Source organism: Pseudocitrobacter sp. 2023LY-00077, assembly GCF_055796175.1.
Genome location: NZ_JBSPEI010000005.1, coordinates 272016 through 286786 on the forward strand (window position 1 = coordinate 272016; position 14771 = coordinate 286786).

Here is a 14771-nt window from a genome sequence, read left to right on the forward strand (position 1 = left end):
AGGTGTATGATTAACGGACACCTGTTGGATAAATAACAACGTGCAGGGACGACCACACCCGCTATTACTCGCCGCCTGCATGCTCTGAGGAAGACACATGAGTTGTACGAGTAGTGACGCGCCGTTTGGCACGTTGTTGGGATATGCACCGGGTGGCGTCGCCATCTATTCTTCAAATTACAGTAGCCTGAAGCCCGAAGAGCGGGCGGATGATGTCTCGTTCCGTAGCTATATCGATAACGAGTACATGGGCTACAAGTGGCAATGCGTTGAATTCGCGCGCCGCTTCCTGTTCCTTACCTACGGTTTTGTTTTCACCGACGTCGGCATGGCCTATGAAATCTTCTCTCTGCGCTTTTTGCGCCAGGTGGTGAATGACGACATTCTGCCGTTGCAGGCGTTTGCCAACGGTTCCCGTCGCGCACCGAAAGCGGGCTCGCTGCTCATCTGGCAGAAGGGCGGCGAATTCCATGAAACCGGCCACGTCGCGGTTATCACCCAACTGGTTGGCAACAAAGTCCGTATTGCAGAACAGAACGTTATCCATTCGCCGCTGCCTGCGGGCCAGCAGTGGACGCGCGAGCTGATGCTGGAAGTGAAAGACGGCCATTACATCCTTCACGATACGTTTGATGACACCACCATTCTTGGCTGGATGATCCAAACCGCCGATACCGAATACAGCCTGCCGCAACCAACGATTGCCAGCAAAGCGCTGAATTTGCAGGGCGCGCGGCTGGAAAATCGCGGTCAGTTCGACGGTAAATGGCTCAACGAACAGGATTCATTGCAGAAAGCGTACGTCGCTGCAAATGGTCATGTGATCAACCAGGACCCGTATCAGTACTTCACCATGACGGAAAGCGCTGAACAGGAACTGATTAAAGCCACCAACGAAATGCACCTGATGTATCTGCACGCCACCGATAAAGTGATGCGTGACGATAACCTGCTGGCGCTGTTTGATATTCCGAAAATCCTTTGGCCGCGTCTGCGTCTCTCCTGGCAGCGTCGCCGCCACGACATGATCACCGGACGCATGGATTTCTGCATGGATGAACGCGGTCTGAAGGTGTACGAATACAACGCCGATTCCGCATCCTGCCATACGGAAGGCGGGTTAATCCTCGAACAGTGGCTGAAAACCGGCTTTGAGGGCAAAGGCCATAACCCTTCAGATGAACTGCTCAGCGAATTGATTGGCGCGTGGAAACACAGTTCGGCGCGTCCGTTTGTTCACATCATGCAGGATAAAGATCTGGAAGAAGATTACCACGCGCAGTTTATGCAGCGTGCCATTACGCAGGCCGGGTTCGAGTGCAAAATTCTCCACGGCCTGGAAGAGGTGCACTGGGATGCCGCGGGTCAGCTGGTGGATGACGAAGGGCGACTGGTGAACTGCGTATGGAAAACCTGGGCGTGGGAAACCGCCATTGAACAGGTGCGCGAAGTCAGCGATGCCGAGTACGCCGCCGTGCCGATCCGCACCGGCAGCCCGGCGGGGGAAGTGCGTTTGATTGACGTGCTGCTGCGTCCGGAAGTGATGGTCTTCGAACCGCTGTGGACGGTGATTCCGGGCAACAAAGCGATTCTGCCGGTGCTGTGGTCGCTGTTCCCGAATCATCCGTATCTGCTCGACACCGATTTTGAAGTGACCGATGCGCTGGCGAAAACCGGCTATGCGGTGAAACCAATCTCCGGGCGCTGCGGCAGCAACATTGACCTGGTGAGCGGGCACGATCAGCTTCTTGATCAAACCAGCGGTAAGTTTGTCGACCGCAAAAATATCTACCAGCAGCTGTGGTGTTTACCGAACGTCGCCGGGAAATACATCCAGGTTTGTACCTTTACCGTCGGCGGTAACTACGGCGGGACCTGCCTGCGTGGCGATACGTCGCTGGTGATTAAGAAAGAGAGCGATATCGAACCGCTGGTGGTGATTGAGCGGTAATAAATCGAAGCGGAGCCTGCAATGGGCTCCGCTTTTTTACCTGCGAACATCACGACACAATATTGAACCCTTCGGGCAATTCGGCGCATAAATTGATCCAGCACATCCCAAACGTATGATGAATCCTTAAAATCATCATACTCACTTAGTCGTACTCCTTTTCACTGAAGGTCATCGTTTTGTCCATTCTCCGTCGCACGCTCATTGCGCTGCTGACCTGTGCCTCGTTTTTCGCACACGCCGCTGCGCCAGATGAAATCACTACCGCCTGGCCGGTTAACGTTGGGCCGCTCAATCCGCATCTTTATACGCCGAATCAGATGTTCGCCCAGAGCATGGTTTACGAACCGCTGGTGAAATATCAGGCCGATGGTTCGGTGAAACCCTGGCTGGCAAAAAGCTGGACCCATTCCGAAGATGGCAAAACCTGGACCTTCACCCTGCGCGATGACGTGACCTTCTCCAATGGTGAGCCGTTTGATGCCCAGGCGGCGGCAGAGAACTTCCGCGTGGTGCTCGATAACCGCCAGCGTCATGCCTGGCTTGAACTGGTAAATCAGATTGTCGATGTGAAAGCGCTGAACAAAACCGAGCTGCAAATCACTCTGAAAAGCGCCTATTACCCTTTCCTGCAAGAGCTGGCGTTACCCCGCCCTTTCCGTTTTATCGCCCCGTCGCAATTTAAAGATAACGAGACTCTGCGCGGGATTAAAGCGCCTGTCGGCACGGGGCCGTGGGTGCTGAAAGAATCGAAACTGAATCAGTACGATGTCTTCGTTCGCAACGAAAACTACTGGGGCGAAAAACCGGCGATTAACAAGATAACCATTAAAGTAATCCCCGACCCGACCACCCGCGCAGTAGCGTTTGAAACCGGCGATATCGACCTGCTATACGGTAACGAAGGGTTATTGCCGCTTGATACCTTTGAGCGTTTCAGCCATAACCCGGCCTGGCGCACTCAGCTGTCTCAGCCGATTGAGACGGTAATGCTGGCGCTGAACTCCGCCAAAGCGCCCACCAACGAGCTGGCGGTGCGCGAAGCGCTCAATCATGCGGTGAATAAAAAATCCCTGATCGACAACGTGCTTTACGGCACGCAGCAGGTGGCGGATACGCTGTTTGCGCCGACCGTACCTTACGCCGATCTCAAACTGAAACCACGCCAGTACGATCCGCAGCAGGCGAAAGCGTTGCTGGAAAAAGCAGGCTGGACGCTGCCCGCAGGCAAAGACATCCGCGAAAAAAACGGTCAGCCGCTGCGCATTGAACTGTCGTTCATCGGCACCGATGCGTTAAGTAAATCAATGGCGGAGGTCATTCAGGCCGACATGCGCCAGATTGGCGTTGATGTCGCCCTGATCGGCGAAGAAGAGAGCAGCATTTATGCGCGTCAGCGCGATGGGCGCTTTGGCATGATCTTCAACCGCACCTGGGGCGCGCCTTACGATCCGCATGCGTTTTTAAGTTCGATGCGCGTGCCATCTCACGCCGATTTTCAGGCGCAACAAGGATTAGCTGACAAACCGCTGATTGATAAAGAGATTGGCGAAGTACTGGAAACCACGGACGAAACAAAACGCCAGGCGCTTTACCGTGATATTTTGACGCGCCTGCATAGCGACGCGGTGTATCTGCCAATTAGCTACGTGTCGATGATGGTGGTGGCGAAACCTGAACTGGGCAAAATTCCCTACGCGCCCATCGCCAGCGATATTCCTTTTGAACAGATTACCCCGGTGAAACCCTGATGTTGCGTTACGTATTACGCCGCGTGCTGCTGTTGATCCCGATGGTGCTTTCCGCCTCGGTGATCATTTTTCTGATGTTGCGCCTCGGCACCGGCGACCCTGCTCTTGATTATTTGCGTCTGTCTAATCTGCCGCCGACGCCAGATATGTTGGCCTCTACCCGCACCATGCTCGGGCTGGATCAGCCGCTGTACGTGCAGTACGGCACCTGGCTATGGAAGGCGCTGCATCTTGACTTTGGTATCTCGTTTGCCACGCAGCGCCCGGTACTGGACGATATGCTGAACTTCCTGCCCGCCACGCTGGAACTGGCGGGCGCGGCGCTGGTGTTAATTCTGCTCACTTCCGTACCGCTCGGTATCTGGGCGGCGCGTCATCGCGATCGTCTGCCGGATTTCGCCGTGCGTTTCATTGCGTTTCTCGGTGTGTCGATGCCCAACTTCTGGCTGGCGTTTTTACTGGTGATGTTCTTCTCGGTGTATCTGCAATGGCTGCCCGCGATGGGTTACGGCGGCTGGCAGCACATCATTTTGCCTGCGGTTTCCATCGCCTTTATGTCGCTGGCGATTAACGCGCGACTACTGCGCGCCAGCATGCTGGACGTTGCCGGTCAGCGTCATGTGACCTGGGCGCGGCTGCGCGGCCTGAACGACAAACAGACCGAACGTCGCCATATTCTGCGCAATGCCTCACTGCCGATGATCACCGCCGTGGGGATGCACATCGGCGAACTGATCGGCGGGACGATGATTATCGAAAACATCTTTGCCTGGCCGGGCGTCGGGCGCTATGCGGTGTCGGCAATTTTTAACCGTGACTATCCGGTGATTCAGTGCTTTACGCTGATGATGGTGGTGGTTTTTGTGGTCTGTAATTTGATTGTCGATTTGCTCAACGCCGCGCTGGACCCGCGCATTCGTCGTCATGAAGGAGCGCACGCGTGAACTTTTTCCTCTCCTCCCGCTGGTCGGTACGCCTGGCGCTGATCATTATCGTCCTGCTGGCGCTGATTGCGCTCACCGGCCAGTGGTGGCTGCCGTATGATCCCCAGGCAATTGATTTGCCCTCGCGCCTGCTCTCGCCGGATGCGCAGCACTGGCTGGGCACCGATCACTTAGGGCGTGATATTTTCTCGCGGCTAATGGCGGCGACCCGCGTGTCGCTTGGTTCCGTAATGATCTGCCTGCTGTTGGTGCTGGCGTTAGGGGTGATTATTGGCGGCAGCGCCGGGCTGATTGGCGGGCGCGTTGATCAGGCCACCATGCGCGTCGCCGATATGTTTATGACCTTCCCGACCTCGATTCTGTCGTTCTTTATGGTTGGCGTGCTCGGCACCGGGTTGACCAACGTGATTATCGCCATCGCCCTGTCGCACTGGGCGTGGTACGCGCGCATGGTGCGCAGCCTGGTGATTTCACTTCGCCAGCGCGAGTTTGTGCTGGCGTCACGGCTTTCTGGCGCGGGCCATGTGCGGGTGTTTGTTGATCACCTGGCAGGCGCGGTTCTCCCTTCGCTGCTGGTGCTGGCAACGCTGGATATCGGCCATATGATGCTACACGTCGCGGGGATGTCCTTCCTCGGCCTCGGCGTGACTGCGCCGACGCCGGAGTGGGGCGTGATGATTAACGACGCGCGCCAGTATATCTGGACTCAGCCGCTGCAAATGTTCTGGCCGGGGCTGGCGCTGTTTATCAGCGTGATGGCCTTTAACCTGGTGGGTGATGCACTGCGCGATCATCTGGACCCTCATCTGGTGACGGAGCACGCACACTAATGCCGCAACATATTGAACTACGTAATATCGCGCTACAGGCCGCGCAGCCGCTGGTGCACGGTGTATCGTTAACCCTGCAACGCGGGCGCGTGCTGGCGTTAGTCGGCGGTAGCGGCAGCGGGAAATCACTGACCTGCGCTGCTGCGTTGGGCATTCTGCCCGCAGGCGTTCGCCAGACGGCGGGGGAAATTTTAGCCGATGGCAAACCGGTTTCTCCCTGCGCGCTGCGCGGCATCAAAGTTGCCACCATCATGCAGAACCCGCGCAGCGCCTTTAATCCGCTGCACACCATGCACACCCACGCGCGGGAAACCTGTCTGGCGCTGGGGAAACCCGCCGACGATGCTACGCTTACCGCTGCATTAGAAGCCGTGGGGCTGGAAAACGCCGCGCGCGTGTTGAAGTTGTACCCGTTCGAGATGAGCGGCGGGATGTTGCAGCGCATGATGATTGCGATGGCGGTGCTGTGCGAATCGCCGTTTATCATCGCCGATGAACCGACCACCGACCTCGATGTAGTAGCGCAGGCGCGCATCCTCGATCTGCTGGAAAGCATTATGCAAAAACAGGCGCCGGGAATGCTGCTGGTGACTCATGATATGGGCGTGGTGGCGCGTCTGGCGGATGACGTCGCGGTGATGTCTGACGGTAAGATTGTCGAACAGGGCGATGTCGAAACGCTATTTAACGCCCCCAAACATGCGGTAACGCGCAGCCTGGTTTCCGCTCATCTCGCCCTCTACGGTATGGAGCTGGCATCATGACTTTACTTAACGTCTGCGACCTTTCCCATCACTATGCGCACGGTGGATTCAGCGGTAAGCACCAGCATCAGGCAGTGCTGAATAACGTTTCCCTGACCCTGAAAAGCGGTGAAACCGTCGCCCTGCTGGGGCGTAGCGGCTGCGGGAAAAGCACTCTCGCGCGGCTGCTGGCAGGCTTAGAATCGCCCTCGCAGGGAAATATTAGCTGGCGCGGCGAACCGCTGGCGAAACTTAATCGCGCCCAGCGTAAAGCGTTCCGTCGCGATATTCAGATGGTATTTCAGGACTCTATCAGCGCCGTTAACCCGCGCAAAACCGTGCGCGAGATCCTGCGTGAACCGATGCGCCACCTGCTATCGCTGAAAAAATCGGAGCAACTGGCGCGCGCCAGCGAAATGCTGAAGGCGGTCGACCTCGACGACAGCGTGCTCGACAAGCGCCCACCACAGTTAAGCGGCGGCCAGCTCCAGCGCGTCTGCCTGGCGCGCGCGCTGGCGGTCGAACCGAAACTGCTGATTCTGGATGAAGCCGTTTCCAATCTTGACCTCGTGTTACAGGCGGGCGTCATTCGCCTGCTGAAAAAACTGCAACAGCAATTTGGCACGGCCTGTCTGTTCATCACTCATGACTTACGCCTGGTGGAACGCTTTTGCCAGCGGGTGATGGTGATGGATAACGGGTACATTGTTGAAACACAGACCGTGGGGGAGAGATTAGCCTTTTTCTCTGACGCCGGGCGCGTGCTTCAAAACGCGGTATTACCCGCATTCCCCGTGCGCCGTCGCGCCACAGAAAAGGTTTAAGTCTATGCAACGAGTCACTATCACCCTTGATGACGATTTACTGGAGACGCTGGACAGCCTGAGCCAGCGTCGTGGCTATAACAACCGCTCAGAGGCGATCCGCGATATTCTGCGAGATGCGCTGGCGCAGGAAACGACGCAGGAGCACGGTACCCAGGGCTTTGCGGTCCTCTCCTATGTTTATGAACATGAAAAACGCGACTTAGCCAGTCGTATTGTCTCCACCCAGCACCATCACCACGATCTCTCGGTCGCCACGCTGCATGTGCACATCAACCACGACGACTGTCTGGAAATCGCCGTGCTGAAAGGTGACATGGGCGACGTCCAGCATTTTGCCGATGACGTTATCGCCCAGCGTGGCGTGCGGCACGGACATTTACAGTGCTTGCCGGAAGAGTGAGTTAGTCGTAGCTCACACGAAAGACCATATGTCCGGTGACGTTCCCGGCTGAGACTTTCGCCTGGTATTGATAAAACCGGGCAAAATAGCGTAAATCAAGAAACTGCGAAGGTGAGCTGTTGAGTGTCGCGACACGTGTTGCCTGGCGAAACGGCACCGGGCGGTGATTCTGATCCATCAACTGTACGCCAATCCCCGTTGCGGCACTATTGCTACGGCTTTCATTACGAATCACCCCGAGTGAGGGGGATATGCCATCAGGCGTATTGCCATTGAATGTCATATTGACTCGCGTTCCAGATATGCTGACGCCGCCCGCGCATTGCAGGCGAATGGAAAAGTTTCTCCCTCCAGCGCCGCTACCTTGCCCTTTGAAGGCAGTCAGAGGCACTGTGCCTAAGTTAATACGAAAATTATTGTTGTTCGTTACCCGACAGGAAGGGGCCACAATAGTTAGAGAGCTTTCACGCATCCAGGTGTTGAGAAGCGCCTGGCTACCGGTGCCGAAGGTCGTGTATTGTCCCGGCGCGATAGAACCGCTTCCGACCAGATTGGCGGTTTTTATCACTTCAAGTTTGAAGGTTAAATCGCGTAGCGAGACATCATTATTGCCATGGCCGCCAACGGTGATTTTACCTGGATAAACAATCTGCTGCGCTTGTCTTTGTAGTGTGTACCGCAGGCCGATACCGGGAATGTTTGTTGACCATATCTGATTCCCACTCTGGCGGCTGGCGGCGGCGATGACTCGCGCTTCCAGATTTTGCGAACCATTACATTGTAGCTGCGCTTTATTATCACGCAGCGGCCAACTGCGGCTGGCAATAACTGCACCGGGCGGGGTTTGCGGATCGACCATCACGCGGCCAATATCCATATAAAACGGTGTGGAAGAGCTTGCGGAGTTTAACTCACAACTGGCATGCGCCACTCCGCTGGTCAAGAGTAATCCTGCCAGCCACCATCGTCTGTGCAGCATCATAAGCACCTCAACTGTTGTGAACTACTGACTGGCAGCACCACCTGGCACTGCCCTCCATCCCAGCGAACCCACACATTTTTGACATTTTCACCACTGATGTAGAGCGTGCTGCCCTGGCCAACAAAGCCCAGTGATTTTCCCTTGCCATCGGTAATTTCTGATCCGAATGGCAGTGGCATACCGTTGCTTTGACGAGCAATGAACACTCGTGTTTTTTCGCGACGGGTATTAAAGACAACTTTTACGATACTGCCTTCATACGGTACCGTGCGTGCTTCGGTGCTGGAGAACTGAACATCTTCGTGGACGCCTTTTGGATCCAGTTCGATGCTGTTTACGCGGTAGGGTTGTAGTGACGAGACGACGGCATGGCCGTCGCCATCCACCCAGGATGGCGCGCCGACAATTGAAGCGCCCGTTGCGTCTTTGGCCTCAACCACAGCAAGCGTTGTTCCGGTGGTTGACGTTAAAATAATATCGCCAGGAATAGCGACAATGGATCCCTCGGCGGTAGCAGAAGCCTGCTGGTAGCGACGCCCATAGCTGTAGCTTCCGGAGAGATCAATTTTCGGGAAGGTATATCCGCCGTTCACGCCAGTGGTATAGCTGCCGTTATCATCAACGCTGCTGTTGACGCCCCACGTCAATGTGTGGTCTTCGCCAACGGAGCCGTTGATGCCTACCTGGCTGCGGTCAAACGAAGAGTCTTTGAATTGCGTATTCGAAGAGAGTGTGGCCGCGCTGTTCTCTCCCTGATAAAGCGGATAGCTGAAGCTCAGGAACACTAAATCCTCTTTAGTGCGCCGCGATGAAGTAGTGCCGTTGTCGTCCGATGAACTCCTGTCGTTGGAGTAGGTTCTTTGAACGGAAATGGACCAATTTAATTTCCCCCAGGCGTTGCTATAACCCAAAGAGTATTGCTGTTCTTTGCCTGAGTAGTTCCAGTAGCGAGTGACGGAGCCTGTCAAATAAAGCGAGCCCCAGGGGTCAGGAAATTGCTGGTTTATCGAGTAGCTGATGCCACTTTTTTGCCGAATATTACTGCTTGTGAGCCCGCGCATTTGATCATCACGCGCGTAGAGCGCATCGCGCAGAGAGTAATAATTATCCGAGTTATTGATCCATCCCTGAATGTTCAGGTTGGTCTGGGACAGGCCAAACATACGGCTAAAGGTGGCGCGATATTGCTGACCGGATGATGAGCCGTCAGGCAGTTTTGTTCTGGCTTGCGTCACGTCCAGACCCAGCGCGCCAATACCTGTATTGATCCCCGTACCGATTTGCCCGGCCTGATAATCGTTATAGCCCGTTATCGCTGAGTAGAGCGTCCAGGTGTTGTTCAAGCCATACTGATAATTTGCCTGCCCAATAGTCGGCTTGTCATGCAGGTCATCCTCATCCACCTGACCGGCGGCGACGCCATATAGCATCATGCCTGGATGCAGGAGTTGAACGACAGAATCATAAGGAATTGACCAGGTTGAGGTCCGACCATCGGCTTCCTGAAGTGTGACGATTAAATCGTTCCCGGTCCCTGCCGGATAGACATCCGTTAGTGTAAACGGGCCCGGTGTCACCGTCGTCTGATAGATAATGTTGCCATCCTGGCGAACGGTGACGAGGGCGTTAGTCTGTGCTACGCCATTAACAACGGGCGCATAGCTGCGCATGCTATCCGGATACATCAAGTCATCGGTCTGAAGGCTTCCTCCGAGCAGGCGAATGGTGTCGAAAAATGTGCCATTAGTATTAAACTGGCCCATCGTTAAGACGGACATCAGCGGCGCGATAGGACGGCGTAAATAGGTCTGGTTACTGGTCCATTTGTTCTCGCCGCTATTTTCATCCCATGTATAGTTGCCTGAATGACGTAACTGCCAACCCATGGCGGACAGCCCCGCATTGACACCCAGATAAGCGCTGGCGCCTTTATCATCGCTGTCAGATTTCAGGATGTTATAGTAGTTTGCCGTATAACCGAGGTTTAGCCCGGGAACGCCCTGATCCCAGAATTGTGGGGGGATGTATCCCTCACCACTGCCATCCGTCAGTTGCTGTGGCACACTGAAATCAAGACGCATTGCAGATGCACTAAAGGTGTCTGTTAACGCGGGCTCGCTGTTCCATTCAGCAAGCGTGCCGCAAAAGGTCTCGTCATCGCTTCTGGACGCATTCAGCTTTTCAGGTGAAAGCCCAAAATTCTCCAGCATCGCTTTCGTATAACAGATTTTTGGTTTACCTGTAGATGTGCGTTCAACGCTAACGTCGTAGCGTCCTTTCCAGCTTTCGTTGGTATACACATCAACGGAATAGATACCTGGCTTAAAGGCCAGCGCATCAAAACGCTTCAGGTTGGCCTGCTGCTGGCTGCCAACAATAAAACTGTTATCAAATTCGAAGTCTGCACTACTGTCATCCGCGCCGGTTTGCTCAGCGCGGCAAAAGCCGGTTCCCAGGCAAAAAAGGGTCACCAGACCGCCGACTTGCCAGGATGTGACTCGCCTATGCTCCATGTGGATCCACCCTGATAAAAGAGAATTTTCCGGCGACGGCCGGTACCATTTTTGTTATAGGGAAACGGTATTAGCCAACGGTCGCTTTACGTTTTGCCAGCGCGCCATAGTCATTAATTTCTTCTAGTGTGATCTCCTCACCGCTGTGTAATGCCTTATTCAGGGTGACCGTTTCGGATGATAACGGTGGGATCATCACGGCGGCGGAGTTCATAGGATCACCCTGACCTGCGCTGATGGTCGCTACGGTGATGTAAAAGGGCGTAGGGTTGGTCATCGTTAACGTTGACCCTGAAGGCTGAAGCTTCAGTTTTTCTATCGCGTCTGCTCTTCCTGCGAGTGCTGTTGGTCGATAGATCAATTTAAAGCGGGAACGTACTGCCATCTTGAACAGGCCAGCACCTTCGGGGGCTTTATCTGCTGAGGAGGTACCGGGAATATCCAGAACATTAATCCACCAAATAGACTCTTTGTTTGTCGGTAAATTGCTGCCTGGCGCGAGTTTAATGCGGATAACTTGCCCGCTATGACCATCAATGCGCGAAACAGGGGGATTAATAATAAAGGGTGTCGATATTTTATCCGGTGTGACTTCGGGATCGCCATTATCCAGCCAGACTTGTGCCAATGACGGACGTCCAGCGGCATTTGACAGTTGTACTGTAAGTTCTTTATCGCTTCCTTTATAAATAAATCGGGTTCCATTAACGAGTAAACTATCCGCTAAAACAGGAAGAGATAATAATAATCCACTTAGCGCAGCGACAAGTTTCATAATCACCCTCGTGCAGGTTTATATCATTTTATTGTCATTACTTTTAATAGGCTAAAAGTGGCGGTCGCCCGCCACTGATTTTAAATATTAATCGTAGAATACCTGGAATGTAGCATTAGCTGAAACATGGCCCCCGGTTGGGTTACCACTTCCGGCTGGGCTGACATAGCTAACCTGGTACTTATAAACATCCCAGGAGCCGTCAGTTGCATCACGAACCTTACCTGAATCGCTCCCCGGTTTGATAACCGTTGTGCTGCTTGGGTTGGTCAGTGCGAAGGCGACGTTGCTTGCGCCATTGTTATCTGTATTTTTCAGATAGCCTGGGTTGCCGTTGCCATACAGGCCAGAGGAGCCGGTCCACTGTACTTTACGGGTGAATGTGCCGTGTTTACCATCCGGGTCACCACAATCCTTCAGGTTAATACTGAAGTCAGTGCGGTTAACCAGTGCGCCTTTGGTTGAAAGAGCGGAAGTTCGCACTGAGTTAAGGTAAATGGTATTGCTACCATTTTTCCCACCTACAATTTTAATTTTGCACGAACCGGTATAGACATCACCGTCGAACAATAATGTATCACCTGTGCCAACGGTATAATCATCACCGCCGCCACCATTGCCAGGATGACCAAAAGATGCAGAATCATCTGCATATGCTGCCACACTGCCACCCAATAAAGCCGCGGTAACCATCAAACCCAGATATATCTTTTTCATGTGCGTATCCTGTTACTGTGTTGTTTAGTAGGACATTCGAATTACAATGATAAAGACGTGCACAGCTTCCTCTCTTCAGGGATTAAATAACCCGGCAGGATTATTTAATCTCTCCTGCGATGAATGCTGCCCGCTAATAGTGGGCAACCGAAGCGGTATTGCATCTAATACCTTTTTCGTATTTTCCGCCGGTTTTGGTGACAAAATAGTATGACTCTATTGAACTGGCGGCAATTTTAGTGAGTGAAACCCCGGGCTGATGATATTGAATGACGGTTTGCAATGTGCGCTACATCTCTTTTATCTCTGAGGTTAGATTTGCATGACAAATAGCACGGTAGACGTCGTGCGACGACCTTTTCACACTGGCATCGTTAAGAACGAGATTATCCTTGTATCAACCCGAGTGTTTTTTCTTAAAAGTGATAAACAATCGATGCAAGGTAACCGAATGAGTAGGGGTATCAGCAGGTAACTTATCTGCGCTTTTTCAGAACCTTCACATCCTGTTTCCGTTGTTATATTTCATGGCAAGTGATTAGATAGCGCGTTATGAAAATTAGTTAATGATGTTTATATGATGTTAAGTTAAATTCCGCGCCGCCTTCTATTCCTCTTAAGCTAAATACTCTCAATGTTAAGTTCCATTCTAAAAAATGTCATTTGCATTCTACTGCCATGTGCATACGCAGGAGAAATGGACGACATTGAGTGCTTTTCGTGGCAAAAAAAAGTGGATTTGGTAAGTGTTAGATGCTGCATTTTCATTGATTGTAAGTATAAAAATCTAATAAAGTGTATTTGTTAAGTATATAAACATAATCATGGCGATATTTTAGTTTTTAACTCTAATAATAGTTCTATTTTTAGAGTTGTTATTTCATTTTAAATCTGCGTGTTTTTTGACCTTTCTTTTTTTGGAGATTAATCGATAATTTATTACGTCAGCGAGACGGGGCTGTCGATATTAATGTGAACCCGAATCGATGATGTTTCTGTATTAGTAAATCGCTAATCAATTGTGGTTTGCGAATCTTTCATATGGGTTAAGGCTGATATGTTTATCTATTGGCAGGGAGCCTTTTAACTTTATCAGGGAGAGTGAATCTTGCTGTTGAATTGTTTGAGTGAAAGATTCTGAACGATTTATTAATGCTTTTATTCGTGTGTCGAACAATTAAAAGGATTGTTATTTATGAAACTTAATAAAATTGTTTCTGCTTTCGTTCTGGCTTCTGGCGTGATGGTATTCGGTGCTCAGGCAGATCAGGGTAGCGGCGTAGTCACCTTCACCGGTTCCGTTATTGATGCGCCGTGCTCCATCGCTGCGGGTGATGAAGATCAGACTATCAGCCTGGGTCAGGTTTCCAGCTCTGCGGTTGCCAACGGTGGCACCTCTACGCCGGTTCCTTTCTACATCCATCTGGAAAACTGCTCTGTTGATACGGCTAACACCGTTACCACCACCTTCAGCGGCGCTTCATCCAGCGTTGACGGCGCGGTACTGGGCGTAACCGGTAATGCAACGGATGTCGGTATCGTGATGACCGATGGTGACAGCAACACCATCACTCTGGGTGAAGCAACGACCGGCCAGACCATCACCAACGGTGATAACACCCTTTCTTACTCCGCTTACATCATCGGTGGCGAAGCGCCGACCGAAGGTGATTTCACCGGTGTGACCAACTGGACTCTGGCTTACGAGTAATTCGTAACCAACAGGTGGCCTTAACGGGCCACCTGAAATGAGTTTCAGCTGAATATGAGAAAAGGGAGCGCAATGATTTATTTAAATACACAGTCACTACAGCCAGCGACAAAAGCGCTCCTTTTTCTCTTATCCGGTTTTTGTTCCACGGCGATGGCGGCGAACCAGGGTGAGGGTACCGTATTTATTCGCGGAGAGGTGTTATATACCCCTTGTGCGATTGATCTCGATAGCCGCGATCAAACTATTGATATGGGCGAAACGCCGGTCTCTGAAATTGCCGTCAAAGGGTATGGGCCGACACGAAAATTTACGGTTCGTCTGATTAATTGCCTTCTTTTGCCTGCACCAGGGCAAACCCAATATGAGTCTGAGTATTACCAGATTACGTTCGACCCTATGTCCGGAAACGATCGTTTCTCAATTAGCGGCGATGCTGAAGGTATTGAACTTGCTATTCACGATAGTGAAGGTCATTTCGCCGAGCCGGGAATTGCGCTTCCGGCCAGGGAAGTTACACCCGGAATAATGGATCTGAATTACACCCTACGTCTGGTCAGTAATGGACAGCCGTTAAAGTCCGGCAGTTATCAGACCCTAATTCGGTTCAGAATGGATTATTACTGA

General features: G+C 52.5%; 13 protein-coding genes. 9 read left to right on the plus strand and 4 right to left on the minus strand.

Going from position 1 to position 14771, the window contains the following annotated elements; genetic code table 11:
- The first annotated feature begins 97 nt into the window (after window positions 1-97).
- From gss to nikR, 7 genes are all read left to right on the plus strand, one after another.
- Window positions 98-1951 carry a bifunctional glutathionylspermidine amidase/synthase gene (gene gss / locus ACWWFX_RS09265; protein WP_473223649.1) on the plus strand — a complete coding sequence of 618 codons (1854 nt, stop codon included), beginning with the start codon at window positions 98-100 and terminating at the stop codon, window positions 1949-1951.
- Window positions 1952-2124: 173 nt separating this feature from the next.
- Window positions 2125-3702, plus strand: a complete 1578-nt coding sequence (gene nikA / locus ACWWFX_RS09270; RefSeq protein ID WP_473223665.1) for a nickel ABC transporter substrate-binding protein — start codon at window positions 2125-2127, stop codon at window positions 3700-3702.
- Window positions 3702-4646 carry a nickel ABC transporter permease subunit NikB gene (gene nikB, locus ACWWFX_RS09275; RefSeq protein ID WP_086623691.1) on the plus strand — a complete coding sequence of 315 codons (945 nt, stop codon included), beginning with the start codon at window positions 3702-3704 and terminating at the stop codon, window positions 4644-4646. Before nikA ends, nikB begins: the two co-directional genes overlap by 1 nt.
- A complete protein-coding gene (gene nikC, locus ACWWFX_RS09280; RefSeq protein ID WP_473223651.1) occupies window positions 4643-5476 on the plus strand; it encodes a nickel ABC transporter permease subunit NikC in 834 nt (277 codons plus the stop codon). The genes nikB and nikC overlap by 4 nt, the downstream gene beginning before the upstream one ends.
- The gene (nikD, locus tag ACWWFX_RS09285; protein WP_473223652.1) at window positions 5476-6240 is read left to right on the plus strand and encodes a nickel import ATP-binding protein NikD; all 765 of its coding nucleotides are present in this window, start codon (window positions 5476-5478) and stop codon (window positions 6238-6240) included. The genes nikC and nikD overlap by 1 nt, the downstream gene beginning before the upstream one ends.
- Window positions 6237-7043 (plus strand): nickel import ATP-binding protein NikE, encoded by an 807-nt coding sequence (nikE, locus tag ACWWFX_RS09290; protein ID WP_473223653.1) that lies wholly within the window; start codon window positions 6237-6239, stop codon window positions 7041-7043. Before nikD ends, nikE begins: the two co-directional genes overlap by 4 nt.
- A gap of 4 nt (window positions 7044-7047) precedes the next feature.
- On the plus strand, window positions 7048-7446 hold the full coding sequence (nikR, locus tag ACWWFX_RS09295; protein ID WP_149465015.1) for a nickel-responsive transcriptional regulator NikR: 399 nt from the start codon (window positions 7048-7050) through the stop codon (window positions 7444-7446).
- Between the two features lies 1 nt (window position 7447).
- On the opposite strand, the gene ACWWFX_RS09300 is transcribed toward nikR, so the two are convergent.
- The 4 genes from ACWWFX_RS09300 to ACWWFX_RS09315 form a co-directional block, all read right to left on the minus strand.
- Entirely contained in the window at window positions 7448-8428 is a 981-nt protein-coding gene (locus tag ACWWFX_RS09300) for a fimbrial protein (protein WP_276224704.1), read from the minus strand.
- Window positions 8425-10941, minus strand: a complete 2517-nt coding sequence (locus ACWWFX_RS09305) for a fimbria/pilus outer membrane usher protein (protein WP_473223655.1) — start codon at window positions 10939-10941, stop codon at window positions 8425-8427. The genes ACWWFX_RS09300 and ACWWFX_RS09305 overlap by 4 nt, the downstream gene beginning before the upstream one ends.
- Window positions 10942-11011: 70 nt before the next feature.
- Window positions 11012-11716, minus strand: a complete 705-nt coding sequence (locus ACWWFX_RS09310; protein ID WP_276224706.1) for a fimbrial biogenesis chaperone — start codon at window positions 11714-11716, stop codon at window positions 11012-11014.
- 87 nt (window positions 11717-11803) lie between these two features.
- Complete coding sequence (locus tag ACWWFX_RS09315; RefSeq protein ID WP_276224707.1) at window positions 11804-12433, minus strand: fimbrial protein; 630 nt, start codon at window positions 12431-12433, stop codon at window positions 11804-11806.
- Window positions 12434-13628: 1195 nt separating this feature from the next.
- Here ACWWFX_RS09315 and ACWWFX_RS09320 point away from each other — a divergent pair.
- Both ACWWFX_RS09320 and ACWWFX_RS09325 read left to right on the plus strand, forming a co-directional pair.
- Window positions 13629-14144 (plus strand): fimbrial protein, encoded by a 516-nt coding sequence (locus ACWWFX_RS09320; RefSeq protein WP_149465020.1) that lies wholly within the window; start codon window positions 13629-13631, stop codon window positions 14142-14144.
- A 72-nt stretch (window positions 14145-14216) separates the two neighbouring features.
- Window positions 14217-14771 carry a fimbrial protein gene (locus ACWWFX_RS09325; RefSeq protein WP_149465021.1) on the plus strand — a complete coding sequence of 185 codons (555 nt, stop codon included), beginning with the start codon at window positions 14217-14219 and terminating at the stop codon, window positions 14769-14771.

What these genes read in the sequence shown, in the direction of transcription:
- gss (WP_473223649.1), top strand. Translation starts at nt 98, where the DNA reads ATGAGTTGTACGAGTAGTGACGCGCCGTTTGGCACGTTGTTGGGATAT.
- nikB (WP_086623691.1), top strand. Translation starts at nt 3,702, where the DNA reads ATGTTGCGTTACGTATTACGCCGCGTGCTGCTGTTGATCCCGATGGTG.
- nikD (WP_473223652.1), top strand. Translation starts at nt 5,476, where the DNA reads ATGCCGCAACATATTGAACTACGTAATATCGCGCTACAGGCCGCGCAG.
- nikE (WP_473223653.1), top strand. Translation starts at nt 6,237, where the DNA reads ATGACTTTACTTAACGTCTGCGACCTTTCCCATCACTATGCGCACGGT.
- nikR (WP_149465015.1), top strand. Translation starts at nt 7,048, where the DNA reads ATGCAACGAGTCACTATCACCCTTGATGACGATTTACTGGAGACGCTG.
- ACWWFX_RS09300 (WP_276224704.1), bottom strand. Translation starts at nt 8,428, where the DNA reads ATGATGCTGCACAGACGATGGTGGCTGGCAGGATTACTCTTGACCAGC.
- ACWWFX_RS09305 (WP_473223655.1), bottom strand. Translation starts at nt 10,941, where the DNA reads ATGGAGCATAGGCGAGTCACATCCTGGCAAGTCGGCGGTCTGGTGACC.
- ACWWFX_RS09310 (WP_276224706.1), bottom strand. Translation starts at nt 11,716, where the DNA reads ATGAAACTTGTCGCTGCGCTAAGTGGATTATTATTATCTCTTCCTGTT.
- ACWWFX_RS09315 (WP_276224707.1), bottom strand. Translation starts at nt 12,433, where the DNA reads ATGAAAAAGATATATCTGGGTTTGATGGTTACCGCGGCTTTATTGGGT.
- ACWWFX_RS09320 (WP_149465020.1), top strand. Translation starts at nt 13,629, where the DNA reads ATGAAACTTAATAAAATTGTTTCTGCTTTCGTTCTGGCTTCTGGCGTG.
- ACWWFX_RS09325 (WP_149465021.1), top strand. Translation starts at nt 14,217, where the DNA reads ATGATTTATTTAAATACACAGTCACTACAGCCAGCGACAAAAGCGCTC.